The organism is Yoonia sp. 72, assembly GCF_034652275.1.
Lineage (GTDB): Bacteria > Pseudomonadota > Alphaproteobacteria > Rhodobacterales > Rhodobacteraceae > Yoonia.
The window spans coordinates 455,700-479,972 of sequence record NZ_JAXIWG010000001.1 but is presented as its reverse complement, the minus strand read 5'-3'; the positions used below and the strand labels follow the sequence as shown (position 1 = coordinate 479,972).

Below are 24,273 nucleotides of genomic sequence, written 5' to 3'. Positions count from 1 at the left end.
ATGACCCTCTTTGTGGCGGCTGATTTGATCCCATGGGGTCAGAAAAACGCCCTTGGCCGCGCGCCCTCCAGCGCCGACCGGGCCTTGAACGGGCCTCGGACGCTGTCCGGGGTCGGAGAAGAACCGCGATGCAACGCGCGCAACATACAGGCAAGACCATGACGGCCCCGAGGGGCCCGGCATCTGCCCGCGCGACGCACGCCCTAATCAGACACATCACGCGGACGGCCGCACCCCCGGGGGGGCTGGCCGCGCCATGTGCGAATGGACAAAATGCCAAAGAAAATGCTTATCGATGCCACCCACGCGGAGGAAACCCGCGTCGTGGTGGTGGACGGCAACAAGGTCGAAGAATTTGATTTTGAAAGCCAATTCAAACGCCAGCTGGCTGGCAACATCTACCTTGCCAAGGTAACTCGGGTCGAACCATCGCTGCAGGCCGCTTTCGTCGATTACGGCGGAAACCGTCATGGCTTTCTTGCCTTTGCGGAAATTCACCCCGATTACTACCAGATCCCCGTCGCCGACCGCGAAGCGCTGATGGCCGAAGAACGCGCCTATGCCGAAAGCCTCAAGGCCGAGGAAGACGAAGAGGACGCGCCGAAACAACCTCGCCGCCGCACGCGTAGCAAAACGCGCGCGGCCTCGGTCGACAGCGCCGATGCGGTTGTGACATCGGGCGATGATCCGGCAGGGCTCGAGACGATCGGTCTTGACGACGACCTCGAAGGTAGCTCGCCGATGGAACTCGTCGGCGAAACGCCGGTCGAAACCCCCGCTTCTGATGAAGAGATCGAAGACGCGGCATCCGATGACGCCATCGAAAGCGTGGCCGAAGCCGATGACATCGACGACATGCGCCCCGTGCGCAAACCGCGCCCCCGCCGCTACAAGATCCAAGAGGTCATCAAGGTTCGCCAGATCCTGCTGATTCAAGTGGTCAAGGAAGAACGCGGCAACAAGGGTGCGGCACTGACGACCTATCTGTCGCTGGCAGGCCGCTATTGCGTGCTGATGCCGAATACCGCACGCGGTGGCGGGATTTCCCGCAAGATCACAAATGCCGTGGACCGCAAGAAGCTCAAGGAAATCGCCAGCGAAATGACCGTGCCCGATGGCGCGGGCCTGATTATCCGCACCGCCGGATCGCAGCGCACCAAGGCGGAAATCAAGCGCGACTACGAATATCTGCAACGGATGTGGGAACAGATCCGCGAGCTGACGCTGAAATCCATCGCGCCCGCGAAAATCTACGAAGAAGGCGACCTGATCAAACGCTCGATCCGCGACCTTTATTCCAAGGATATCGACGAGGTCATCGTCGCAGGCGAGGCGGGCTATCGTTCCGCCAAGGAATTCATGCGGATGATCATGCCGTCGCATGCGAAAAACGTGAAATTCTACGCCGAACCGATGCCGATCTATGCGCGCTATCAGGTCGAAACCTATCTGGCGGGCATGTTCAACCCCACGGTGCAACTGCCTTCGGGTGGCTATATCGTGATCGGGATCACCGAGGCGCTGGTCGCCATCGACGTGAACTCGGGCCGCGCGACGAAAGAAGGCTCGATCGAACAGACCGCGCTGAAAACCAATCTGGAGGCCGCCGACGAGGTGGCGCGCCAGCTGCGCCTGCGCGACCTTGCCGGTCTGATCGTGATCGATTTCATCGACATGGACGAACGCAAGAACAATGCCGCCGTCGAAAAACGCTTCAAGGACAAGCTGAAAACCGACCGCGCGCGGATTCAGGTAGGCCGGATTTCCGGTTTCGGCCTGATGGAAATGTCGCGCCAGCGCCTGCGCCCCGGCATGCTGGAAGCCACAACCCAGATGTGCCCGCATTGCCACGGAACGGGCCTTTTGCGCTCGGACGACAACGTCGCCCTGTCGATCCTGCGCCAGCTCGAGGAAGAAGGCGTGCGCGCCCGTTCCAAAGAGGTGCTGGTCCGCGCCCCTATCGCAATTGCCAATTTCCTGATGAACGGCAAACGCGAGAACATCGCCGAGATCGAGGCGCGCTATGGCATGTCGGTGCGGGTCGAATGTGACCCGACGCTGATCTCGCCCGATTTCGTGGTGGAAAAGTTCAAGACCGCGACACGGATCGTCCCCGAAGCCGCCCCCATCGTCGCCAGCGCGATCCTGATGGAAGAGGACGAGGATGACGACCTGATCGTCGAAACCCCCGATGACGAGGAAGAAGAGGCCGTCGTTGCACCCGCCGCACCAAAAGCGGCTGCCGAAGTCGGCGATGCCGATGGTGAGGACAGGCCCAAGCGCAAGCGGCGTCGTCGTCGGCGGCGGCGGGGTGGCGCGGGCGAGGCCCAACAGGCCGAGGGTGCCGAGACGTCCGAAAATGGCGACGAGGCCGAGGCTGACGCCTCTGCCGCGTCCGAGACAGCGCCGGAAACTGCGTCCGAGGACAAGCCCAAGCGCCGCCGCACGCGGACCCGCAAATCCCCTGAGGCCGCACCCGAACAGGCGACCGAGGGCGCAGCCGTGACTGACACGCCAGCGACAGAAGATGCGCCTGCGGCCGAAGAGGTCGCCCCAGAGGAGGCCGCGCCCAAAAAACGGACCCGCAGCCGCAAGAAACCTGCTGTCGCGGAAGAGACTGCTGCAGAACCCGCAGCGGTGGCCGAAGCCGAGGACGCGCCTGCCAAGCCCAAGCGCCGCAGCCGTGCCAAGCCGAAACCGGCCGAGCCTGTCGCGGCAGAGACAGCGGAGCCTGTGGCCGAAGCCGCTCCGGAACCGGCAGCGGAACCTGTGGCCGAGACCCAGCCCGAAGCCATGCCGGAACCTGCGCCTGCACCGCAGCCGGAACCAGCTGCAGCCCCCGCCGCCGAAAAGCCGCGCCGCAAAGGCTGGTGGTCGCTGGGGAAGTAACGCTTCCACGCTGCAACGTCTCAAACGCCGCCCTGACACCGGGGCGGCGTTTCCTATTTCGCCCTCGACTTCTTTTTTCCAAAAATACTCCGGGGTGAGACCCGGACCCTGTCCGGGGCGAGGGGCAGCGCCCCTGCCGCCCTCACCCCTTGCGGATCAGATAGACCTGCGCGCCGTCTGTATCCTGACAGTCCAGCATCGCATGCCCCGCCTCGGCACAAAAATGCGGCACATCGATGATGGCCGCCGGATCATCCGCCACCATCCGCAACACCTGACCCGAGGTGAGCGCGCGAAGGCGTTTGCGGGCCTTCAGCACAGGCAAGGGGCACAGCAGTCCGCGGGCATCAAGATCGGCGTCATGGGTCATGGCGGCAATCTGGGGGGGATGTTTCACTTTGTCCACCAAGATGTGACGCAGGGGGGCGTGACGCGGCTCGTCTGCTCGGCTAGGAACAGGCCAATGTTGGAAACCGGATTGATATTCGACGCAGGCCTGTTGCCCGCAATGATCGTCGCCTTGGCGGCTGGCGTTTTGTCATTCCTCAGCCCCTGCGTGCTGCCGGTGGTGCCGCCCTACCTTGCCTATATGGGCGGGGTGTCCGTCAGCGAGATGGAAAAGGCTGCGACCGCCCGCAGGCGGGTGTTCATCGCAGCGCTGTTCTTCGTGCTGGGCCTCTCGACCGTATTCCTGCTTCTGGGCATCGCCTTTTCCACGATGGGGCGGATGCTGATCGGGGTGCAGGAATATTTCGTTATTGTCGCGGGGCTGGTCGTGATGGTGCTGGGCGCGCATTTCGTCGGCGTGTTCCGCATCGGATTTCTGGACCGCGAGGCGCGGATCGATGCGGGCGACAAGGGCGGATCGGCCTTTGGCGCCTATCTTCTGGGGCTTGCCTTTGCCTTTGGCTGGACCCCCTGCCTTGGGCCGGTGCTGGGCGCGATCCTCAGCCTTGCCGCATCCGAGGCCGATGTCGGGCGCGGCACGGTCCTGCTGGCGGCCTATGCGGTGGGTCTGGGCATTCCTTTCCTGCTGGTCGCGGCGTTTTTCCCGCGCCTCAAGGGCGTTATGGGATGGATGAAGCGCCATATGCGCCAGATTGAGGCGACATCGGGCCTGCTCCTGTGGACCGTGGGTCTGATGATGATCACCGGACAGTTCGCCGCCTTCAGCTTTTGGTTGCTCGAGCGCTTTCCATTCCTCGCGACCGTGGGCTAGACTGACGCTGCAATAACCGGGGCAGGGCGATGAGCAGCGACATAAGACCCGTCAGCCTACGCCGGGTGTTCCACATTCCGGGCTACGACCCGATCCACCCTCGCCGCTACCGCGAACTTTACCGCAGCGAAAGTGCAGCGCAGGCGGCGATCAGCGGCTATGACATCGCCGTGCAGGGTGGCGCGCCCGAGGACAGCTTTCACTGGACCGTGCAGTCCCGGATCGCGGGACAGGTGGCGCAGGCGCGTATCGACGTGCTGGTCTGGGCGGATATCGTGCGCGCCAGCATGGCGCAATCGGTGGCCGCGACCTATCTGCAACTGGTGCAGACCGCCTGGATCTATATCAGCAGCGGCACACTGCGGCGGCTGATGTGGCTGCGCAAGGGGCCGATCATCGCGGCACTTTATCCGGTGGGGATGTTGCTGGGGCAATTGCTGCTGGCAATCGGGCTGGGCTGGTGGCTGGGCGGGCTGGTGCAGATGGGGCTGAATGCCGCTGTCGTTGCGGTGGGTCTTGGCGGCGGGTTAATTGCGGCGGGTGTTGGCTGGCTCGCTTGGCTGATCAAGCTGGGTATCCTCGGTGGCGTCACCGTTGGTCTGCTGCGCTGGTTCAAGACGCAGGACAAACGGCTGTTTGCGCATTACCTGATGCATGACTACGCTTTCAGCGCGCAGCATGAGGGGGCCACCCCGCCCGCGCTGGAGGCGCGTCTGAACCAGTTCACCGACCAGATCGCGCGCGCCTTGCAGGACCCCGTGGATGAGGTGCTGGTGGTCGGCCATTCCTCGGGCGCGCATCTCGCGATCAGCGTGGTGGCGGATCTGATCCGTGCGGGCCATGTCCCTGCGAGTGGGCCAAAGCTCGCCTTGCTGACGCTGGGCCATGTCGTGCCGATGGTGTCCTTCCTGCCGCGCGCCAAGAAACTGCGTGCGGACCTCGCCTATCTGGCCACGCAGGACGCGCTGACCTGGGTCGATGTGACCGCCCCCGGTGACGGGTGTTGTTTCGCGCTGTGTGATCCGGTCGCGGTTACGGGTGTCACGCCGCCCGGCAAACGCTGGCCTCTGGTGATTTCGGCCGCGTTCACGCAAAGCTTGTCCGCCGCGCGTTGGAAGGCATTGCGCTGGCGGTTCTTTAGGTTGCATTTCCAGTATCTGTGCGCCTTTGACCAGCCCAAGGATTACGATTATTTCCAGATTACAGCAGGTCCGCTGACACTGGCTGACCGGTATCGCGACCGCGCGCCGTCGAAATCCCGTATCGATGTGCCCGCGTCGAAATATACCTCACTCGCGCTGCCATGACCTTGCCGCCCAAGCCTGCCGTGCGTCCCGACAAAGTGTCGCTGTGGCGGTATATGCGGTTGTTCCGGCGAGATATTCTCTCGGCGCAGCCAGCACGGCTCTACCGCGCGTGGATGGCCGAATTCCACACGCCGTTTTTCCGGTCCTTCCTGATCAACGACCCCGCCTTGCTGCGCGAGGTGCTGCGTGACAATCCCGACGCCTATCCCAAGTCCGACCGGATCGGCGCGGGCCTGCGCCCCTTGCTGGGCAACAGCGTGTTTTTGACCAATGGCGCGGAATGGAAGGCGCAGCGCCGCATCATCGACCCCGCGTTCGAGGGCGGGCGGCTGCGCGATACCTTTCCGGGCATCGTGGCGGCAGGGCAGGCGGGCTGTGCGCGCTTCGCGGATATGGCCGATGACACACCCCGCGCCATTGACGCCGCCGCCAGCCATGTCGCGGCGGATGTGATCTTTCGCACGCTGTTTTCCTTGCCGATCGAGGATGCGACAGCGGGCGAGGTTTACCGGCGCTTTCAGACCTATCAGCAGGCGCAACCGATCCTGAACCTTGCGGCCTTTCTGCCTGGCCCACGATGGATGCCAAGGTTCTTCCGCCGCGGTGTGCGGGCCGAGGCACGGGCCATCCGGCGTCTTATCGCGGATCTGACGCAAGCACGACTGGACCAGATCAGGGCGGGCACTGCGCCCGATGATCTGGCCACCAAGATCATGACGACACCAGACCCCGCAACCGGCAAGACCTTTTCCAAATCCGAGATGGTCGATCAGGTCGCGATCTTCTTTCTGGCGGGGCATGAAACCAGTGCCTCGGCGCTGGCTTGGGCGCTGTATCTGCTGGCCACGCATCCTGACTGGCAGGACAAGGTTGCGGCAGAGGCCGCGCAGTTTGACGGACAGTTCGGCGATCTGGCCAAGATGAGCGTCACCCGCGATGTATTCCGCGAAACGCTGCGCCTTTATCCGCCGGTTCCGATGATGGTGCGACAGGCCAGCAAAGCCACGGTGTTCCGGTCGCGCGCCGTGCCTGCGGGCGCGCAGATCGTGCTGTCGCCGTGGCATTTGCACCGGCACGAACGCATCTGGGACGCGCCCGACGCATTTGATCCCGCGCGTTGGCAGCACCCCGCAACCAAGACCGCACAGCGTGACGGATATCTGCCATTTTCAGCCGGTCCGCGTGTGTGCAGCGGGGCTGGTTTCGCCATGATCGAAGGTGTGGTGCTGCTGGCGCAACTGGTGGGCCGGTTCCATTTCGCGGCGGTCGATGGGCAGGTGCCGGTCCCTGCGGCGCATCTCACGGTCAGGGCACGAGATGGAATCTCCCTGCGAATCACCCGCAGGTCGCCATAGATCGTTTACAAACGGGTTGTTGATCAACGGATTGCACGGTTTTAGTGCATGAATGGAAACGGCAGAGCGGTATTTTGCCTTATTTTAGTTAACGCAGAACTCACTCTAGGGGTGAGTAGTATTTAAAATCAATATCTTACGCCTAAATCCCATCAGATTTGGTGCCGCAGATGTGATTGAACTCTGGCCATGTTTATGCCACAAACACGATAGCAAGACCGCGTTCTTACCAAGGTAAAGGAGGATGACATGACAATCGCACTGCCAGGATCTTCCAAAGGTGGCCTTGCCCGCCTGTTGGGGCGCAAGAAAGAAGCGGACAAGCCGACGGTCGCCCAAAAGCCGCTTGGCCCGCATGAAGTTGCCAAGCTGTTCAAGACCAAGCCGGGTGCCGCGCCTGTTCAGGCCGTCAAGCCCGCCAAACTGAACGAGACCGAAAAGCAGGATGTCGCGCGTCTGTCCAACCTGCGCGGCGCGCTTTATTCCAAGGACTGATCGCGCCTCATGCTGCGTTCCAGAACGTAGATCCTGATCGCTGACGCCAGCCCGATATCCCCCCGATCAGCGTCAATCTCTGCAGCCAAGCCATTGATTGTCTTGGCATCGCGGCGTGCGATATCGCAAAACGCCTTCCAGAAGATATCTTCCAGCGTGACGCTGGTGCGATGCCCCCGCAGGGTCAGTGACCGTTTCGCGGGGCGGCGGTGGTCCACCTAGTCATCCTCGAATTTCAGCTGCGACAGGCGGTCGTTGGCCTGTGCCGCCCGCGCGGCATCCAGCACCCGTTCGGCCTTGGTGCGGCCAAAGCGGATGGCGTTTTCATCCGCCTTGGCCTTGGCCGCCGCGCGGTCGCGTTCCTTGCGCGCCTGGTTGAGGTTGACCGGCTTCACTTGGGCCCGATCATGTCTTCGGGGCGCACGACGCGGTCGAATGTCGCCTCGTCCACGAACCCGAGCTTGATCGCCTCTTCCTTCAGGGTCGTGCCGTTCTTGTGCGCGGTCTTGGCGACGGTTGTCGCGTTGTCATAGCCGATCGTGGGGGCAAGGGCTGTGACCAGCATGAGCGATTCCCGCATCAGTTTTTCGATCCGCGTGCGGTCGGCCTGAATACCCACGACGCAATTGTCGGTGAAGGCACCCGCGCTGTCGCCCAAAAGCTGCATGGATTGCAGCACGTTGTAGGCCATCATCGGCTTCATCACGTTCAGTTCAAAATGCCCCTGCGACCCTGCAAACCCGACAGCGGCGTCATTGCCCATGACATGGGCGCAGACCTGCGTGATCGCCTCAACCTGCGTGGGGTTGACCTTGCCGGGCATGATCGACGATCCAGGCTCGTTTTCGGGCAGCATCAATTCGCCAAGGCCGCAGCGCGGGCCTGACCCCAGCATGCGGATATCGCAGGCGATCTTGTAAAGGCTCGCGGCCACGGTTTTCAGCGCGCCTGACATTTCCACCAGCGCGTCATGTGCGGCGAGGGCCTCGAACTTGTTGGGGGCGGTCACAAAGGGCAGGCCGGTGATTTCGGCCATATGCGCCGCGACGGTTTCGCCCCAGCCCACGGGGCTGTTGAGGCCCGTGCCGACGGCGGTGCCGCCTTGCGCCAGTTCATAGATCGCGGGCAGGGCGGCCTTGATCCGGCGGATGCCCATGGCGACCTGATGGGTGTAGCCCGAGAATTCCTGCCCCAAGGTCAGCGGTGTCGCATCCATCGTATGGGTGCGGCCGATCTTGATGATGTCGTTGAATTCGCGCTGTTTTTGCTCCAGCGCCGCATGCAGTTTCGCAAGGCCAGGGAGCAGCACGTCATGTGCGGTGGTGGCAATGGCGATATGCATGGCCGTCGGGAAGGTGTCGTTGGACGACTGGCCCATGTTCACATGGTCATTGGGGTGGATAGGGTCCTTGGACCCGATCACGCCACCCAGCATTTCGATGGCACGGTTGCTGATCACCTCGTTGGCGTTCATGTTCGATTGGGTGCCGGACCCTGTCTGCCAGACGACGAGCGGAAAATGATCATCGAGTTTGCCTGCCACAACCTCTGCCGCCGCCGCGATGATCGCATCGGCCAGTTTGGCGTCCAGTTTGCCGCGGTCCTTGTTGGCGATAGCACAGGCCTGTTTGATCACGCCAAGGCCGCGCACGATGGCGACAGGCTGCTTTTCCCAACCAATCGGAAAGTTCAGGATCGAGCGTTGCGTCTGCGCACCCCAATAGCGGTCGGCGGGGACGTCCAACGGGCCAAAGCTGTCGGTTTCAATGCGGGTCGCGGTCATGGCAGGATCCTTTGGTTCAACGGTCCAAAGGGTTTTAGCAGGGGACGCGCCCTGCGCAAGCCATGCTATTTGCGGAACTTGTCGAGGCTGACGACCTCGGCCTCTTTGCGTGCGCCGGGCTTGGTGTCGTCGGGTTCGGCCATCTCGTGCATCGGCGCTTCGGCGACTTCTGGTTCCTCCTGCGTCTCGAACCGCAGGCCGAATTCGACGGAGGGATCGACGAAGGTCTTGATCGCGTCATAGGGGATATAAAGCGTTTCGGGGTTGTCGCCGAAATTGAGCGTGATGGTGAACCCTTCATCCGTGACCTCCAGATTGGCGAACCAGTGTTGGATCACCACGGTCATCTCGCCGGGATACCTGTCCGACAACCAGTCGGCGATTTCCACATCGGGGTGCATCGTGTCGAAAGTGACAAAGAAATGGTGGTTCCCGGGCAGGCCGGTCTTGGCGACACGTTCCAGAACTTGCTGGATCAGGCCACGCATCGCGCGGTGCATCAGGTTTCCATAATCGATGGTATCGGGCACAGCGCTTCTCCTGTCGTTCGGGGCCAGCATAGGGGATTCTACGGGCAAGAAAAGAGGCAGTCAGACCGTCCCCAAGGCAAAGGCCGCGCCCAGTGAAACAAGCGCTGTCAGCGGCAGAACCGTCAAAAGTGACCATTTGAGACGCAGTAAAAGAACGCCCGCCAGCAAGGTCAGCGCGATGGCCAAGGGCTGAACTGTTGCCGGATCAGGGACGATCACGCTGATTGGACCGGCTTCAAAGCGGGTGACGGTGGCGAAGACAACATGTAGCGCGAACCAGAGTGACAGGTTTGCGATGACCCCGACGACCGCCGCCGTGATCCCTGCAAGCGCGGCACGCAGGCGCGGGCGGCTGTCGAGCCAGTCGATCAGCGGCGCGCCTGCGAAAATCCAGATGAAACAGGGCACGAATGTCACCCACAGCGTCAGCGCCCCCGCCGCCAGCGCCAAGGCGGTGCCACCTTGGGCCAGACCTGCCACCATGGCCACGAATTGCGTGACAAGGATCAGCGGGCCGGGTGTTGTCTCGGCCAGGCCCAGCGCATCCATCATTTGCGGTGTCGTCAACCAGCCGTAGGAAAAGACGACCTCTTGGGTCATATAGGCCAAGACCGCATAGGCCCCGCCGAATGTGACCACCGCCATTAGTGAAAAGAAGGCGGCGATATCCAGCAGGAACGTGCTGCCCGACAAGGCCACGACCACGACAGGTGCGGCCCACAGAATGCCCCCGATCAGCAGCACTTTTGCCGCCTGTCGTAATCCGCCGCCCGGTGGTGCGGCGGTTGTAGTCCTGTCATGCTGCATCAACGCGCCCGCGATCCCCGCGACGAGGACGGCGACCGGAAACGGGATGGCGAAAAAGAACAGCGCAACAAAGGCCGCAACCGCGATCAGCACATGCGCGCGGGATACCAGCGCGCGGCCCGCGATCTTGATCAGCGCCGCAATGACGATGACGATGACCGTCGCCTTCACGCCCACAAACAGCGCCTGCACGACGGGCAGGGTGCCATAGGCCCCGTAAAGCAGCGCCAAGGCCGCGATCACGATGGCACCGGGCAGCACGAACAAGCCGCCGCCGATCAGCCCGCCGACCACGCCGCCGCGCTTCCATCCGGCATAGGTGGCAAGCTGCATCGCCTCTGGCCCCGGCAGCAACATGCAGAACGACAGCGCGCGCAGGAATTGCGCCTCGGTCAGCCAGCCGCGCTTGTCCACCAGTTCCTGATGCATCAGCGCGATTTGCGCCGCAGGCCCGCCAAAGGACAACAGCCCGATCCGGCCAAAGACCGCGAAGAGTTCTTTCAATGGTCCAAGTCCTAGCCGATCACTCTGGAGATTTCGCGCAGGATCTTGGCCCTGATCGCTGCCGGATAATCCTGATGCATGCGGGCCGTCATCACAAACCCGTCCCGCGTGATGACCGAGGTTTGTAAAAAGTTTGTAATGGTTCGCCCCATGCTTTCGATCCCGATTCCGTTGATCGTGACACCCGCCCGTTCGGCGCGCGCCCGTACAAGACGCACATCGCTGCCCGCATTGGCGGTGCCGTCGGTGGAAATGTCGATCACCTTGCGTTTGCAGTCGGCTACAGCGTCGAATTGCGCAAGCGAAAACAAAAGCGCCTCGGCGGTGGCGGTCCCTGACAGCACAAAGGCACGGTCCATGCTGCGCGCCCGTTGCGACAGGATTTCCACCTGTCCGGCGTTGGTAATCCGTTCCCACGGGATCGAAACGACCTGTTCAGCCACGCCGGACCATTGCACAACGCCGACAGCGACTTGATCGCGCACCATGATGTCCACGATTGCGGGATCACGCAAAGCATCGGCCAACCCGTCGGTCTGCAGGCGATATTCGGCGGTATCGACGCTGTTGGACACATCTATGGTTAGCAACAATGCCGTTTCACAGGCTGCAGCGGGGCCAAGCGACAGGGCGAACAATAGCGGGGCAAGACAACGCATAAGGCAGCATCCTTGCCCCGATCCTGTTTGGCAAGCCTCAGCCTGCCGTGGCGATCATCACGAAACCGCCAGTCTCGCCCTCCAAGACGCCATGTTCGGCGGATGTGGGTTTGACCATCGCGTCCAGCAGCACATCGACGGATGTCCAATAGGGCACATACCAGTGTTGATCGACTTCAAGGATCAGGACGCGTTCGTTGGCCGCGTCATAGGCCCCGATCAGCGCGATATGCGGACCGTCCCAATCGCCGGTCACAACGCCTTGGTTGAAATAGACCATGATGGCGTCATCGGCGCTGGCTTCGTTGGTGGCCAGCATGTCGATGATCTGCACCTTGGTATCCGCATCGACCGCTGCGGGCTGGTAATAGGTGATATTGGACGGCAGATCGACAGCCGTCAGCGCCTCGCCGGTAAAATCCACGAGTTGCTGGAACGTGACGCCGTCGCCGCCTTCGGCGGACACCGCGGCCCATTCGGCGTTACCGGTCAGGTCCAGCAGTTCCTCTTGCGTCATGATTGTTTGTGACGCCCATTCAGGCTGGCCCATCAGCCCGTTGATCGCCGCCGTCACGGTCGCGATGGAACAGGCGGATGTGCTGAATTGCGGTTTGACGAAAGCCGAAAACGCCCAGTAATCGGGGGCAGGGGCGTTGCGCAGATAGGTCGTGTCGGCGGTGAAGATCAGGGCATCGGGGCCCAGCTTGGCATAGTCGTCTTCTTCCTGCGCAACGGCAGGCAGGGCCGCGATGAACAGGGCGGCGGCAGTGGCAAGATAACGGGACATGGCACGCTCCAACAGGTGATGATGGATCAGGTTAGCGCCGGATTTTCGGATTTGGAAAGGGGGAAGGTGCAGGTTTCTGTTGCCAGGTACCTGCGGACCCCGCCTATGGTCGCAAAACCATAGGACTTAAGGTTTCAATAGTTCCGACTGCTTACGCAGCCATCGCCATTGGTGCTTTGTTGTCATTTGCAACTAGCTTTTTTGTACCGATAACGGTGGTAACTCACCGAGACAAAGCAAACCCCTTTAGACGTTCGTCGATCCTGTTTCGTCCCCATGGCTGCCAAATGAGCAGTTTTTGGTGGAGACGCCGGGTACCGCCCCCGGGTCCGATCCGCGTATTACGAGCGCGTTTATGTCCATAGTCCCGAAGGACATTCCAGAATTAGGTGGTCTGCGGTCACATTGCAAGGGGCAGGTTCAGCGCCAGCGCGCCCAGACCCACCACAGCCTCGACCCCGAAGAAGGTCCATTTCTTGCGCGATGTGCCGTCGAGCGCCAGCGAGGTCGCCCGCCCCACGGCAGCCCCCAGCCAGCAAAAGCCCAGCATCGCATAGGCGACAGGCCCGCCGAGGATCAGCGCGCCCACACCCATACCCACGAACAAGGCCCCCGCAGAGGCGCGGATTTCCGACGGGCCCATCCCCGTAGGTCCTGCCTGCAAATCCAGCGTTTCCAGCGTATAGCGCGGGGCAAGCCAGCCAAAGACACCCAGCCCGATACTGGCCAGCGCAAAGATGATATTGATGATGTCCATGGCCTGTTCCCTTGTTCAGCCTTTAAGCTGGCGCAACTGTCCGCCAGATCAAGAGGCTTGGGAATAGCGCGCTTCCATGGCGTTGAACCCGTCATAGGCATTGGCGATGATCCGGGTCAGCGGGCGGCCTTGCGGCAGAATGCGGATGCGGTCGCCCTCCTGCACCACCATACCCGCGAACTGGTCCAGCACCGCGCGATGCACGGGGGTCAGAACCGCCGCTTCGGGGTGCTGGTCCAGCACGGCCAGATCAATCTCGAAATCGCACATCAGCATGGTGATCGCCTGCGCGCGCAGCCTGTCCCGCGGCCCCATCGCATAGCCGCGATGCCCTGCCAGATCGCCCGCCTCGATCCGCGCGATATAAGCGGCGGTGGCGGCGGCGTTCTGGACATAGCCGCCGTCATATTGCGAAATCGACGAAGCGCCGATCCCGATCAGCGTAGGGCAGGTGTCGTCGGTATAGCCTTGGAAATTGCGCCGCAGGCGGCCCTGCTGCATGGCTTGTGTCAGGCTATCGGCGGGTTTGCCGAAATGGTCGATCCCGATGGGCAGATAGCCCGACCCTTCAAAGGCTTTTGCCGCCTGTTGGGCCAGCGCATAGCGGTCTTCTTCCTTGGGCAGGGCCGCATCGGGGATCAGTTTCTGGCGTTTGGAGAAATTCGGTACATGCGCATAACCGAACAGCGCGATCCGGTCGGGGTCGAGTGCGCGCACTTTCGCGATGGTGTTGGCGAGCTTGGCAGGCGTCTGGTGCGGCAGCCCGTAAACCAGATCGGCGTTGAGCGAGGTGATCCCCGCCGCGCGCAGGCTGTCCACACAGGCTTTGGTTACCGCAAAGCTTTGTTCGCGCCCGATGGCCGCCTGCACATCGGGGCTAAAATCCTGAATCCCGATACTGGCGCGGGTCATGCCCATCTCGGCCAGCATTGCGATCTTGGCATCATCGACCAAGGTCGGGTCAATCTCGACCGAAAAGCTGAAATCATCAGTGGGCGGGATCACATCCATCACCGCCTGTGCCAGATCGCGGATCATGTCCGGCGGCAGGATCGTCGGCGTGCCGCCGCCCCAATGCATCTGTCCCATACGGATACCGGCGGGCAGGGCGCGCGCCAGCAGCGCCAGTTCCTTGCGGACGACGCGGACATAATTCTCGACCGGTTTCAGCGTGGTCGTGCCTTGCGTGGCACAGGCGCAGAACCAGCAGAGCCGTTCGCAAAACGGGATATGCAGATAGACCGACACCGGCACGGCGGGGTCAAGTGCGGCAAGGCTGTCGCGCTGGAAGTCGCTCCCCACGCTCACGTTGAACGCGGTGGCGGGCGGATAGCTGGTGTAGCGGGGCACGCGCGCATCGAACAGGCCCATGCGGCGCAGATTTGCAATATGATCCATACGGCCATTTTGCAGATGATCCGGCGCGTTTTATTGCGCCAGATCAATAAGGCTGAAAAATCAGGTCAGCTGGCCTGCGAAACAAGCAGTGATTTCGGCAACCTGTTCGGCAGGTGTGTCACGCCGGAAGAAGGTGGCAAAGCCGGTCTCAGGGAACATCAGATAGGTCTGGGTCGAATGGTCGACCAGATAGAATTCGGGGTCACCCTCGACCGCGCGGTAATAGGTCTTGTAGGCCTGTGACGCCGCGCGCACCTGTTCGGGGCTGCCGGTCAGCCCGATCATATCGGCGTGGAAATTGTCGGTGAAGTCAGCCAAGACCTGCGGCGTGTCACGTTCCGGATCGACCGAGATGAACACCGTGCCGATATCGACACCCTGTTCGGCAAGGATATCGGCCGCAATGGCGTTGCGCATCGTGTCCAGCGGGCAGACATCGGGGCAGAACGTATAGCCGAAATAGACCAGCGTCGGCTTGGTGATGACATCGCGGTCGGTGACGGTTTCGCCGGTTTCCGAGACCAGCTCGAAAGGCCCGCCGATGGTCGCACCCGCGACGGTGGTGTTCCCGCAAGGGTCTGTTGCTGCGTTGGTGGTCTGCCAGGTGTAGACCCCCAGACCGACGGCGACGGCCATAGCGCTTGAACCGATGATGACAGATTTCATGTGGTTTCCTTTCGGTGTTGGCGCCGCCCGCGCACTGACGGGGCAGCGCCGTGACAGGATCAGTGGTTGTGGCTGTGGCCGTGGCCTGCCATGTCGCGTTTGACGATGTCGAAGGTGACAGGCACTTCGCCCGCCTCTTCAAAGACCAGCGTGGCGGCGATGGTTTCACCCGCAATCAGCGGATTGCCCTGCAGGCCCATAAACATCACATGAAGCCCGCCCGGTTCCAGCGTGACGGTTTCGCCCGCAGGCACGGGGATCGTATCGACATGGACCATGCGGGCGATGTCACCCTCGAATTCGGTGGTGTGCAGCTCAACGCGCGGAAAATCGGCCAGCACGGCGATCAGCGTATCGGCGCTGGTGCCGGTGTTTGTGATGGTCAGGAAACCGCCGCCAGCCATTGCCGTCGGGGCGGTTTCAAACGCGCGGGCGTCCGCGACGCTGATCGCACTTTCGGCCGCAGCGGTTGTGGCGAAGGCAAGCAAAGCCAAGGCGGCCAGAGAAGTCGTTTTCATATTGATGTCTTTCCGTTTTGCGCGGGCAGGCCGCGCCGATGATCGTTTCAAGAATAGGTCGGACGATCATCAAACGGGGGCGCGCGGGCCGGATAGGTCGCAGCGATGGTCAGGTCATGGCGTCCGGCGGCGCGCACGGTCCAGACCATGCGCTGTTCGGCCACCAGCGCACGGGGCGCAGCAAGAGGGGCGGACAGAGCCATGCCCTTGGCAAGGATACAGGCCGCGCATGTATCGGCAGCCGGATGAGGTGCCTGCCCATCGGCGCAAAGATCGGCCCAATCGCCACCCGCCAACAGATAGGCAACAGCCTGCGGTTCGGCCTGTGCGGGGCGATGGCCGAAGCCTACCAGCACAAGGGCCACCGACAACACGGACGCCAGAACCACGCGCCAGATCAGGCGGGGATGAATGGCTTTTGGGCTGATGCGGACCTGCTGCATAATCTACGGTGTGTAAGACCTTTCGCGCGAAGGTCCAGTCACTTTTTTGCCGCAGCATGGCGCCAAAGAAAAAGGGCGGCGCCATTGGCACCGCCCTTATCGTGCATATCGGTCGGATCAGAATCCGGCTTTGATCATCTCGAAGGTTTCGGACATCCGCTCGCGGTCTGCGTTGCTCATCGGCAATTGCGCAAGGATCGGCACGTCGATCTCTTCCAGACCCGAAGCAACCAGATCCTCTTCGGTCACAAGCGCGTTCAGCGCTGCGGCGTTGGCAGAGCCATAGCCAGCCTCCAGCAATGGCACGACCGAGGATTCCGACAGGAAGGCGTTGACGTAATCATAGGCCTTGTCGGTGTTGCCTTGACCATCGGCCAGTTTCACATAGCCGCACAGCCACAGCGACGATCCTTCTGCCGCTTCACGCTGGAACGCGATAGGACGGCCTTCCTCGACCATCGCGGGATAGGTTTCGTTCCAGGCCCAGCTGACCAGAATTTCGCCCGAGGACAAAAGCTGCGCCAGTTCGGCCGGATCGGTCCAATAGGTGCGCAGGTTTGGATGCACCTCGCGCAGCCAGTTTGCGGCGGCCTCGAACTGCTCATCCGTCACCTCTTGCCAGTTGGTGACGCCGGTCGCCAGATAGGCCAGCGCAAAGGCGTCATCGACGTTGTCGGGCAGCGTCATGCGGCCGGCATAGGCGGGGTTGGTGAACACCTGCAGGCTGGCCACGTCTTCGGCGGGGACCTGGTCGGGGTTATAGGCGATCGCGGTCGAGCCGAAATCGGTCGGGATGAAATAGGTCTGGCCTGCGCCGATCTCTTGGCCGGTCAGGCTGGCGTTCAGATCGTCATAGGCGGTGATGCGGGTCGTATCCCATGGTTCCAGAATACCGCTTTCGGTCCAGCGCGTGACGGACGGCGCGCAGACATGCGACACATCCGCACGGAAACCCGAGCGCAGCTTCTGGAAGGCCTCGTCTTCATCGCCGAAAAAGCTGAACGTCGGGCTCGTGCCGTGCTTTTCGATGTAATCCTGATGGTATTCAGGCATCTCGAAGCCGGAATAGTCGAAGACGAGCAATTCAGCATCCTGTGCAAATGCGGTTGTCGCCAGCGCCATGACAGAGGCGGCACCCAAAAGTGTGGTTGTTTTCATTGTGGTTCTCCCGATGGACATCGCATGAAACCTAGGGTCGCGGATGGCCCTCTGCAAGGGGATTTCCGCATTGCCGGGCCTGCAAATGTCTGACAGGCTTCGGCCCAAGCGGAGGATGCCTAAAATGTTATCGGATCGGATCAGGGGGATGGGGGCAGCGCATTGGCTGGCGCTGTTTGGCCTGATTGTGGTGGCATGGTTGGCGTTGTTTCTGCTCGCGGTGCCTGCCGATTTGCGCGCGGCGTCGCGCATCTATGGAGCCGATTTCTGGGAGGCGCTTTGCACCGTCACGCTTGACGGGGCGGGCTACGGGCGTGCCGTGCTGATGTGGGCATTGATGGCGGCGGCGATGATGCTGCCCACCGCCTTGCCCGCCTTTGCGACCCATGACGATCTTGGCCGCCAGACGGGGGTGCCGTTTTTACCGCTGGTCGCAGGTTACGCCACTGTCTGGACCCTGTTTTCGCTATCCGCCGCAGCACTGCAACTGGCGCTTTACCGCTACGGGCTGATCAGCGCGATCGGCGACAGCCTGTCGGTCTGGTTGACGGCGGGGTTGCTGTTGGGCGCGGGGCTTTACCAGTTTTCGCCCGCAAAAGAGGCCTGCCTTGCCAAATGCCGCCAGCCGCTGACATTTTTCATGCAGCATTGGGACGAAGGGCCGTTCCGCAATGGGCTGCGCCTTGGCGCGGTCTGCCTTGGCTGCTGTTGGGCGCTGATGCTGCTTGCCTTCGTGGGCGGGGTGATGAACCTTGCCTTCATGGGGATCGCCACGCTGATCATGGTGGGTGAAAAGATGGACATCGTCGGGCGCTATGTCACGCGTCCCTTGGGCATCATCCTGATCGCGGGGGCCTTCGCCGTCGTGCTGCGCTTGGTTTAAAATGGGAGACATCATGGCTTTGGATCAGAATGCAGTCGTTGGCACCGTGCCCTGGGCGATCAGGGGAGAATTGATCCTCAACTGCAATTGCACGGTGTTCTGCCCTTGCGTTGTCTCCTTGGGCAAGCACGCGCCGACCGAAGGATATTGTCAGGCATGGGCGGGCATCCGCATCGACAGCGGGCATTATGGTGACGAGGACCTTGGCGGGCTGAATGTCGGGCTGGTGCTGGAAATCCCCGGCCTGATGGCGCGCGGCAACTGGAAAGCCGCCGCCTATATCGACGACCGCGCGTCCGAGGCCGCCTATGACGGGCTGCTCAATATCTTCACCGGCAAGGCGCGCGGCACGACGGGCCTGTTTAAGGTGCTGGTGAGCGAATTTCTGGGCGCCGAACGCGCGCCTGTCGTCTTTGAAACCGAAGGCAAGGCCCGCCGCCTGATGGTCGGCAAGGCTATTCAGGGCGAGGTGGTCCCCGTGGTGGGCAAAGACCCCGACACCGATATCGTGGTCAGCAATACCGGCTACTGGATGGGCCCCGACATTACCGTCGCCACCGCCAACAAAGGCCGCGTGCGCGCTTTTGGCCGCGTGTGGGATTTCGACGGGCGCAGCGCAGAGATCTGCCAGATCGATTGGCACGGTCCGCAATGATCGTCTCGCCCGAATATTGCCAGATCATGGCGCGCTATAACGCATGGCAGAACGCGGGCCTGCGCGATCTGCTCAAAAATGTCCCCACGGCGGAACTGACCAAGGATCGCGGCGCGTTCTTCGGGTCGATCCTCGGGACGCTGAACCATCTGCTCTGGGCCGATATCGTATGGATCAGCAGGCTCGACGGTGGTCCCGGCACCGACGTTTCGCCCAAGGACCACCTGACGATGACACCCACCGCCGCTGCATGGTCCGCCGACAGGTTCCGCATGGATGGGCGCATCAGCCTCTGGGCCAAGGATGTCCGCGCGATCGACCTTGTCGGCGACCTCACATGGTATTCCGGCGTGATGCAGCGCCAGATCACCAAACCGCGCGCGATCTGCGTGATGCAACTGTTCAACCACCAGACCCATCATCGGGGACAGGTCCATGCGATGCTGACCCAGATGGGGCTGAAGCCGCAGGATACCGATATCCCCTTCATGCCCGATACGTTCTGACCCGACTTACAAAGGAGAAGACCAATGTTCAAAGCCCTGATCGTGGACAAGGACGAGGCTGGCCATACCCACGCCGCCGTGCAGGAGATCACGCTCGAGCGGCTCCCTGCCGCCGAGGTGACGGTCGCCGTCGAATATTCCACCGTGAACTACAAGGACGGGCTCTGCATCGGGCCGGGGGGCGGGCTGGTGCGCAACTATCCGCATATCCCCGGTATTGATTTTGCAGGCACGGTCGAGGCGTCGGATGACCCGCGCTATCAGCCGGGCGACAAGGTCGTGCTGACCGGCTGGCGCGTGGGCGAGGCGCATTGGGGCGGCTATTCCCAAAAGGCTCGTGTCAAAGCCGACTGGCTGGTGCCTTTGCCGGATGGATTGACAACGCGGCAGGCGATGGCCGTGGGCACAGCGGGTTTCACGGCGATGTTGGCTGTCATGGCGTTGGAAGATCACGGCATCAAGGCCGGTCCCGTGCTGGTGACGGGGGCTGCGGGCGGGGTCGGCTCGGTCGCCACGGCGATCCTCGCGCATCTGGGCTATAAGGTCGCGGCGGTCACCGGACGGCCAGAGACGGCGGATTACCTGACATCCTTGGGCGCCACCCGGATCGTCGTGCGCGAGGACCTGGCCGAGACCGTCAAGCGCCCGCTGGAAGGCGAAACATGGGGCGGCTGCGTCGATGCTGTGGGCGGTGCGATGCTCGCGCGTGTGCTGGGGCAGATGGAATATGGCGCATCGGTCGCCGCCGTGGGGCTGGCCGGGGGCGCAAACCTGCCTGCGACGGTGATTCCGTTCCTGCTGCGCGGGGTGAACCTGCTGGGAATCGATTCCGTGATGCAGCCTTACGACAACCGTGTGCGGGCCTGGGCGCGGATCGCGAAGGACCTGCCGATGGACAAGCTCGACGCGATGATCCAGCCTGCGACGTTGTCTGATCTGCCGCAACTGGGCGCGGACATTCTGGCGGGCAAAGTGAAGGGGCGTGTTGTGGTGGATGTGAATGCTTGATCTTGAATGGGTGCGGGCGCAATTTCCCGCGTTTTTGGAACCTTCCCTGCAAGGACAGGCGTTTTTCGGCAATGCGGGCGGGTCTTATGCCTGCCAGCAGGTGATTGACCGCCTGCATCGATTTTACACGCAGCGCAAGGTGCAGCCCTATTCCGCTTATGAGGCATCGCGCCTTGGCGGTGAGGAAATGGACGAGGCCCGCACGCGGCTGGCCGCCATGCTGGGTGTGGCGCGGAACGAATTGTCCTTTGGTCCGTCAACAACCCAGAACACCTATGTGCTGGCGCAGGCCGTGCGGCGCTGGATCAAGCCCGGCCAGAAGATCATCGTCACCGATCAGGACCACGAGGCAAATTCCGGCCCGTGGCGCAGGCTGGCCGAGGATGGCGTGCGTGTGGTCGAATGGCAGCTTGACCCTGACACCGGAGTGCTGAACCCCGATGATCTGGCGCAGCTTTTGGGTGATGATACAGCCTTGGTCTGTTTTCCGCATTGTTCCAATGTGATAGGGGCCATTAACGATGTGGCCGCCATCACGCGGATCGCCAAATCCGCAGGCGCGCGGGTCTGTGTCGATGGTGTCAGCTATGCGCCGCATGGCTTTGCCGATGTGGGCGCGCTGGGGTGCGATGTCTATCTGTTCAGCGCCTATAAGACCTACGGTCCGCATCAAGGTATCATGGTGATCCGCGAGGATTTCGGGTTCGAACTGCCCAATCAAGGGCACCATTTCAACGGCGATACGCTTTACAAACGCTTCACCCCCGCAGGCCCCGACCATGCGCAGATCGCGGCAAGTGCGGGTATGGCCGATTACTTCGACGCTATGTCGTTGCACCACGGCGGCGGGACTGGCGCGGATGCCGCGAGGCTGTCGCATGACCTGATGCGCGCGCAGGAAGTGGCGCTGCTGACGCCGCTGCTGGATTATGTCAGCGCGAAAAATTCGGTCCGTCTGATCGGCCCGTCCGACCCTGTAACCCGCGCGCCGACCGTGGCGATGGCCTTGCAAGGGAGCGCCGCAGAGGTCGCCGCACGGCTGGTGCCCTTCGGGATCATGGCCGAGGGCGGCGATTTCTACGCCCAACGCCCTTTGCAGGCCATGGGCGTCGATCTGGACAAAGGCGTGCTGCGGGTCAGTTTCACCCACTATACGAGCCCCGCAGAGGTTGACCAGTTGATGGCGGCGCTAGATCAGGTGCTATGACACAAACACCCGTTATCGTCTGGTTCCGCCGCGACCTGCGCCTTGCCGACCATCCCGCCCTGACTGCCGCCTGCGACAGCGGGCGGCCGGTGATCCCCGTATATATCCACGATGATCAGGTGGCAGCCTTGGGCGGTGCGCAGAAACTGCGGCTCGATCTCGCCCTGGCGCAGTTCGGCAAGGCGCTGGCGGCGCAGGGCAGCAGGCTCATCCTGCGCGAGGGTCCGGCGCTTGACGTGCTGCGCGATCTGATCCGGGAAACGGGGGCAGGGGCGGTCTATTGGTCGCGGCTCTACCATGCGGCGGCGAATGACCGTGACGCGGGCGTGAAATCCGCGCTGAAAGAGGACGGGATCGAAGCGCGCAGTTTTGCAGGCCATCTGCTGTTTGAGCCTTGGACGGTCGCAACCAAAACGGGCGGGTTCTACAAGGTCTACACCCCGATGTGGAACGCCGTACGCGGCAATGACGTGGCTGAACCTTTGCCGCGCCCTGCCAAGTTCACCGCGCCAGAGAAATGGCCTGCCAGGGACGATCTGGCCGACTGGCAGTTGCGCAAACCGATGCACTGCGCCGCTGACATTCTGGCCAGCCATTGCACCGTGGGCGAGGAGGCGGCACGCGACAGGCTCGACGCTTTCATCGCCGACCGCGTAGCCGATTACGTCAAAGGCCGCGACCTGCCGGGGATCAAAGGCACGTCGAACCTGTCCGAAAACCTGACCTTCGGCGAGATCAGCCCGCGCCTCTGCTGGCATGCGGGCAAACGCGCCTTGCAGGACGGCAAAGGTGATGCCGAGGTGTTCCTGAAAGAACTGGTCTGGCGCGAATTCGCCTATCATCTGGCGCATCACACGCCGCGCATCCTGACGGGCAACTGGAAAGAGGATTGGGACGCCTTCCCTTGGAACACCGACGTCACGCCAGAGGTTGCGGCGTGGCAACAAGGCCGCACCGGCATCCCCTTTGTCGATGCCGCCATGCGCGAGATGTATGTGACGGGGACCATGCACAACCGCGGGCGTATGATCGTCGCATCCTATCTGACCAAGCACCTGATGACGCATTGGAAAATCGGGCTGGACTGGTTCGCCGACCACCTGATCGACTGGGACCCCGCCAGCAATGCGATGGGCTGGCAATGGTCGGCAGGGTCGGGGCCTGATGCTACGCCCTATTTCCGCGTGTTCAACCCCGTGACGCAGCTCGACAAATTCGACAAGGACCGCGCCTATGTCAAACGCTGGATCGCGGAAGGGCAGCGCAACCCAACTGACGACGCGCTGGCCTATTTCGCGATGATCCCGCAAAGCTGGAATCTGCGCCCCGATGCCGCCTATCCCGATCCGGTCGTCACCCCCGAAGAAGGGCGGACGCGCGCACTTGACGCTTACGGCAACCGCGGATTCTGACGCGTCGCGAAACTTTTTAGCAAGGATTGCCGTGACTTCGCTGGCGCAAAGGTTAATTAACTGCCTATTGCAGATGCATCAACACAGACGAACGGAACATCAATGATCCTGACGACCACGAATGGGCAGACCGGACTGCCGCGGTATTTCAGCAATGTCTTTGACGCTCTCAAGACGATGAAACGCGGCCGTATCGATATCATCCTGCCCGATGGCCGCCATTTCCGCGCCGAAGGGGCCGAACCCGGCTATGTCGCCGAGGTGCATGTTCACAATCCGGATGTTTTCGCCCGCACCGTGCGTGAAGGCGATCTGGGCTTTTGCGAATCCTATATGGATGGCTGGTGGTCCACACCCGACCTCATGGCCTTCATGGACCTGATGCATGACGATATGGAACATATCTACGACGGCTTTCCGGGGCAGTTTCTGGTGCGATTCTATGAACGTATGCGGTTCTGGTTGCAGAACAATTCCAAAAAGCAGGCGCGCAAGAACATCAGCTATCATTACGATCTGGGCAATGAATTCTATGGTCTTTGGCTGGACGACACGATGACCTATTCTTCGGCCAAATTCGTCACCGGTCAGGAAAGCATGGAAGCGGGCCAGATCGAGAAATACAAAAGCATGGTCGACCAGATGGGTGTCGCGCCCGGCGATCATGTGCTGGAAATCGGCTGCGGCTGGGGCGGTTTCGCTGAATATGCCGCCGCCGAACGCGGGTTGCAGGTGACCGGCCTGACAATCAGCAAGGCCCAGCACGATTACGCCGTGGCGCGGATGCAAAAGGCGGGTCTGTCCGACAAGGTCACGATCAAGCTGCAAGACTATCGCGACGAAAAAGGCATCTACGACGGCATCGCCAGCATCGAGATGTTCGAGGCCGTGGGCGAGAAATACTGGCCCGTCTATTTCCAAACCCTGCGCGAACGGCTCAAGCCCGGCAAGAATGCCACGCTGCAGATCATCACGGTCGAGCACCGCCGCTGGCATGTCTACAAGCGCGGCGTCGATTTCATCCAGAAATACATCTTTCCGGGCGGCATGTTGCCTAGCCCCGTCGTTCTGCGCCAAGAGATTGAAAAGGCTGGATTAAAAGTCGCTCAATCAATCGAGTTCGGCGAAAGCTACAGCCAGACCCTGCGCCGTTGGCATGACACGTTCAATGACCGCTGGGATCAGGTGGCGGCTTTGGGGTTCGATGACAGGTTCCGGCGGATGTGGAACTTTTATCTGACCTCTTGCGCGGGGACTTTTCATAGCGGAAACTGCGACGTAACACAGATTACGGTGACCCGCGCGTCCTGACCGGGCCACGCAGGGA

Annotated in this window: 26 protein-coding genes and 1 other RNA gene; 12 read left to right on the top strand and 15 right to left on the bottom strand. The window is 61.9% G+C overall.

Annotation, left to right across the window (positions count from 1 at the left end):
* The first annotated feature begins 273 nt into the window (after positions 1-273).
* Entirely contained in the window at positions 274-2,889 is a 2,616-nt protein-coding gene (locus VCK47_RS02515) for an Rne/Rng family ribonuclease (RefSeq protein ID WP_416236638.1), read from the top strand.
* 142 nt (positions 2,890-3,031) lie between these two features.
* Here the strand turns inward: VCK47_RS02515 and VCK47_RS02510 are convergent, their stop codons facing one another.
* On the bottom strand, positions 3,032-3,259 hold the full coding sequence (locus VCK47_RS02510) for a sulfurtransferase TusA family protein (RefSeq protein ID WP_322890011.1): 228 nt from the start codon (positions 3,257-3,259) through the stop codon (positions 3,032-3,034).
* Between the two features lie 93 nt (positions 3,260-3,352).
* On the opposite strand from VCK47_RS02510, the gene VCK47_RS02505 reads away from it, so the two are divergent.
* The 4 genes from VCK47_RS02505 (at position 3,353) to VCK47_RS02490 (ending at position 7,265) form a co-directional block, all read left to right on the top strand.
* Positions 3,353-4,108: a cytochrome c biogenesis CcdA family protein gene (locus tag VCK47_RS02505; protein ID WP_322889147.1), complete on the top strand. Its 756-nt coding sequence runs from the start codon at positions 3,353-3,355 to the stop codon at positions 4,106-4,108.
* Between the two features lie 29 nt (positions 4,109-4,137).
* A complete protein-coding gene (locus tag VCK47_RS02500; RefSeq protein ID WP_322889146.1) occupies positions 4,138-5,415 on the top strand; it encodes a hypothetical protein in 1,278 nt (425 codons plus the stop codon).
* Positions 5,412-6,770 (top strand): cytochrome P450, encoded by a 1,359-nt coding sequence (locus VCK47_RS02495; protein ID WP_322889145.1) that lies wholly within the window; start codon positions 5,412-5,414, stop codon positions 6,768-6,770. Before VCK47_RS02500 ends, VCK47_RS02495 begins: the two co-directional genes overlap by 4 nt.
* 249 nt (positions 6,771-7,019) lie before the next feature.
* Positions 7,020-7,265, top strand: a complete 246-nt coding sequence (locus VCK47_RS02490) for a hypothetical protein (protein ID WP_322889144.1) — start codon at positions 7,020-7,022, stop codon at positions 7,263-7,265.
* Here the strand turns inward: VCK47_RS02490 and VCK47_RS02485 are convergent.
* From VCK47_RS02485 to VCK47_RS02420, 14 genes are all read right to left on the bottom strand, one after another.
* Positions 7,250-7,483: a ribbon-helix-helix domain-containing protein gene (locus VCK47_RS02485; protein WP_322889143.1), complete on the bottom strand. Its 234-nt coding sequence runs from the start codon at positions 7,481-7,483 to the stop codon at positions 7,250-7,252. The genes VCK47_RS02490 and VCK47_RS02485 overlap by 16 nt on opposite strands.
* Complete coding sequence (locus VCK47_RS02480) at positions 7,484-7,660, bottom strand: DUF4169 family protein (protein WP_322889142.1); 177 nt, start codon at positions 7,658-7,660, stop codon at positions 7,484-7,486. It lies immediately after the preceding gene.
* Positions 7,657-9,048 carry a class II fumarate hydratase gene (gene fumC / locus VCK47_RS02475; protein WP_322889141.1) on the bottom strand — a complete coding sequence of 464 codons (1,392 nt, stop codon included), beginning with the start codon at positions 9,046-9,048 and terminating at the stop codon, positions 7,657-7,659. Before fumC ends, VCK47_RS02480 begins: the two co-directional genes overlap by 4 nt.
* Positions 9,049-9,113: 65 nt before the next feature.
* Positions 9,114-9,578, bottom strand: coding sequence for an SspB family protein (locus tag VCK47_RS02470; protein WP_322889140.1), 465 nt, complete (start codon positions 9,576-9,578; stop codon positions 9,114-9,116).
* 60 nt (positions 9,579-9,638) lie between these two features.
* Positions 9,639-10,889 (bottom strand): chromate efflux transporter, encoded by a 1,251-nt coding sequence (gene chrA, locus VCK47_RS02465; protein WP_322889139.1) that lies wholly within the window; start codon positions 10,887-10,889, stop codon positions 9,639-9,641.
* Positions 10,890-10,900: 11 nt separating this feature from the next.
* Positions 10,901-11,548 (bottom strand): DUF1194 domain-containing protein, encoded by a 648-nt coding sequence (locus tag VCK47_RS02460; protein WP_322889138.1) that lies wholly within the window; start codon positions 11,546-11,548, stop codon positions 10,901-10,903.
* 37 nt (positions 11,549-11,585) lie between these two features.
* On the bottom strand, positions 11,586-12,335 hold the full coding sequence (locus tag VCK47_RS02455; protein WP_322889137.1) for a phytochelatin synthase family protein: 750 nt from the start codon (positions 12,333-12,335) through the stop codon (positions 11,586-11,588).
* 65 nt (positions 12,336-12,400) lie between these two features.
* Positions 12,401-12,750: a transfer-messenger RNA gene (ssrA, locus tag VCK47_RS02450) on the bottom strand.
* On the bottom strand, positions 12,736-13,092 hold the full coding sequence (locus VCK47_RS02445; RefSeq protein WP_322889136.1) for a DUF4345 family protein: 357 nt from the start codon (positions 13,090-13,092) through the stop codon (positions 12,736-12,738). The genes ssrA and VCK47_RS02445 overlap by 15 nt, the downstream gene beginning before the upstream one ends.
* Positions 13,093-13,140: 48 nt before the next feature.
* Positions 13,141-14,490 (bottom strand): oxygen-independent coproporphyrinogen III oxidase, encoded by a 1,350-nt coding sequence (hemN, locus tag VCK47_RS02440; RefSeq protein WP_322889135.1) that lies wholly within the window; start codon positions 14,488-14,490, stop codon positions 13,141-13,143.
* A gap of 60 nt (positions 14,491-14,550) precedes the next feature.
* Positions 14,551-15,156 (bottom strand): SCO family protein, encoded by a 606-nt coding sequence (locus VCK47_RS02435; protein WP_322889134.1) that lies wholly within the window; start codon positions 15,154-15,156, stop codon positions 14,551-14,553.
* Between the two features lie 59 nt (positions 15,157-15,215).
* A complete protein-coding gene (locus tag VCK47_RS02430; protein WP_322889133.1) occupies positions 15,216-15,674 on the bottom strand; it encodes a copper chaperone PCu(A)C in 459 nt (152 codons plus the stop codon).
* A 47-nt stretch (positions 15,675-15,721) separates the two neighbouring features.
* Positions 15,722-16,117: a hypothetical protein gene (locus VCK47_RS02425; RefSeq protein ID WP_322889132.1), complete on the bottom strand. Its 396-nt coding sequence runs from the start codon at positions 16,115-16,117 to the stop codon at positions 15,722-15,724.
* A 117-nt stretch (positions 16,118-16,234) separates the two neighbouring features.
* Positions 16,235-17,275, bottom strand: a complete 1,041-nt coding sequence (locus VCK47_RS02420) for an ABC transporter substrate-binding protein (protein WP_322889131.1) — start codon at positions 17,273-17,275, stop codon at positions 16,235-16,237.
* Positions 17,276-17,423: 148 nt separating this feature from the next.
* Between VCK47_RS02420 and VCK47_RS02415 the strand changes: the two genes are divergently transcribed.
* From VCK47_RS02415 to VCK47_RS02385, 7 genes are all read left to right on the top strand, one after another.
* Positions 17,424-18,158, top strand: a complete 735-nt coding sequence (locus VCK47_RS02415; RefSeq protein ID WP_322890010.1) for a DUF2182 domain-containing protein — start codon at positions 17,424-17,426, stop codon at positions 18,156-18,158.
* 13 nt (positions 18,159-18,171) lie between these two features.
* Positions 18,172-18,813, top strand: coding sequence for a DUF1326 domain-containing protein (locus VCK47_RS02410; protein ID WP_322889130.1), 642 nt, complete (start codon positions 18,172-18,174; stop codon positions 18,811-18,813).
* Complete coding sequence (locus tag VCK47_RS02405; RefSeq protein ID WP_322890009.1) at positions 18,810-19,319, top strand: DinB family protein; 510 nt, start codon at positions 18,810-18,812, stop codon at positions 19,317-19,319. Before VCK47_RS02410 ends, VCK47_RS02405 begins: the two co-directional genes overlap by 4 nt.
* 24 nt (positions 19,320-19,343) lie before the next feature.
* Complete coding sequence (gene acuI, locus VCK47_RS02400) at positions 19,344-20,327, top strand: acryloyl-CoA reductase (RefSeq protein ID WP_322889129.1); 984 nt, start codon at positions 19,344-19,346, stop codon at positions 20,325-20,327.
* Positions 20,320-21,534 (top strand): aminotransferase class V-fold PLP-dependent enzyme, encoded by a 1,215-nt coding sequence (locus VCK47_RS02395; protein WP_322889128.1) that lies wholly within the window; start codon positions 20,320-20,322, stop codon positions 21,532-21,534. Before acuI ends, VCK47_RS02395 begins: the two co-directional genes overlap by 8 nt.
* Positions 21,531-22,946 carry a deoxyribodipyrimidine photo-lyase gene (locus VCK47_RS02390; protein WP_322889127.1) on the top strand — a complete coding sequence of 472 codons (1,416 nt, stop codon included), beginning with the start codon at positions 21,531-21,533 and terminating at the stop codon, positions 22,944-22,946. Before VCK47_RS02395 ends, VCK47_RS02390 begins: the two co-directional genes overlap by 4 nt.
* A gap of 102 nt (positions 22,947-23,048) precedes the next feature.
* Positions 23,049-24,257 (top strand): cyclopropane-fatty-acyl-phospholipid synthase family protein, encoded by a 1,209-nt coding sequence (locus VCK47_RS02385; protein ID WP_322889126.1) that lies wholly within the window; start codon positions 23,049-23,051, stop codon positions 24,255-24,257.
* Positions 24,258-24,273 lie beyond the last annotated feature (16 nt).

Bases quoted from the DNA above. Each gene is read 5' to 3' on its own strand.
- VCK47_RS02515 (WP_416236638.1), top strand. From the start codon at position 274: ATGCCAAAGAAAATGCTTATCGATGCCACCCACGCGGAGGAAACCCGC.
- VCK47_RS02510 (WP_322890011.1), bottom strand. From the start codon at position 3,259: ATGACCCATGACGCCGATCTTGATGCCCGCGGACTGCTGTGCCCCTTG.
- VCK47_RS02505 (WP_322889147.1), top strand. From the start codon at position 3,353: ATGTTGGAAACCGGATTGATATTCGACGCAGGCCTGTTGCCCGCAATG.
- VCK47_RS02500 (WP_322889146.1), top strand. From the start codon at position 4,138: ATGAGCAGCGACATAAGACCCGTCAGCCTACGCCGGGTGTTCCACATT.
- VCK47_RS02495 (WP_322889145.1), top strand. From the start codon at position 5,412: ATGACCTTGCCGCCCAAGCCTGCCGTGCGTCCCGACAAAGTGTCGCTG.
- VCK47_RS02490 (WP_322889144.1), top strand. From the start codon at position 7,020: ATGACAATCGCACTGCCAGGATCTTCCAAAGGTGGCCTTGCCCGCCTG.
- fumC (WP_322889141.1), bottom strand. From the start codon at position 9,048: ATGACCGCGACCCGCATTGAAACCGACAGCTTTGGCCCGTTGGACGTC.
- VCK47_RS02460 (WP_322889138.1), bottom strand. From the start codon at position 11,548: ATGCGTTGTCTTGCCCCGCTATTGTTCGCCCTGTCGCTTGGCCCCGCT.
- VCK47_RS02455 (WP_322889137.1), bottom strand. From the start codon at position 12,335: ATGTCCCGTTATCTTGCCACTGCCGCCGCCCTGTTCATCGCGGCCCTG.
- VCK47_RS02445 (WP_322889136.1), bottom strand. From the start codon at position 13,092: ATGGACATCATCAATATCATCTTTGCGCTGGCCAGTATCGGGCTGGGT.
- hemN (WP_322889135.1), bottom strand. From the start codon at position 14,490: ATGGATCATATTGCAAATCTGCGCCGCATGGGCCTGTTCGATGCGCGC.
- VCK47_RS02435 (WP_322889134.1), bottom strand. From the start codon at position 15,156: ATGAAATCTGTCATCATCGGTTCAAGCGCTATGGCCGTCGCCGTCGGT.
- VCK47_RS02430 (WP_322889133.1), bottom strand. From the start codon at position 15,674: ATGAAAACGACTTCTCTGGCCGCCTTGGCTTTGCTTGCCTTCGCCACA.
- VCK47_RS02425 (WP_322889132.1), bottom strand. From the start codon at position 16,117: ATGCAGCAGGTCCGCATCAGCCCAAAAGCCATTCATCCCCGCCTGATC.
- VCK47_RS02420 (WP_322889131.1), bottom strand. From the start codon at position 17,275: ATGAAAACAACCACACTTTTGGGTGCCGCCTCTGTCATGGCGCTGGCG.
- VCK47_RS02415 (WP_322890010.1), top strand. From the start codon at position 17,424: ATGGGGGCAGCGCATTGGCTGGCGCTGTTTGGCCTGATTGTGGTGGCA.
- VCK47_RS02410 (WP_322889130.1), top strand. From the start codon at position 18,172: ATGGCTTTGGATCAGAATGCAGTCGTTGGCACCGTGCCCTGGGCGATC.
- VCK47_RS02405 (WP_322890009.1), top strand. From the start codon at position 18,810: ATGATCGTCTCGCCCGAATATTGCCAGATCATGGCGCGCTATAACGCA.
- acuI (WP_322889129.1), top strand. From the start codon at position 19,344: ATGTTCAAAGCCCTGATCGTGGACAAGGACGAGGCTGGCCATACCCAC.
- VCK47_RS02395 (WP_322889128.1), top strand. From the start codon at position 20,320: ATGCTTGATCTTGAATGGGTGCGGGCGCAATTTCCCGCGTTTTTGGAA.
- VCK47_RS02390 (WP_322889127.1), top strand. From the start codon at position 21,531: ATGACACAAACACCCGTTATCGTCTGGTTCCGCCGCGACCTGCGCCTT.
- VCK47_RS02385 (WP_322889126.1), top strand. From the start codon at position 23,049: ATGATCCTGACGACCACGAATGGGCAGACCGGACTGCCGCGGTATTTC.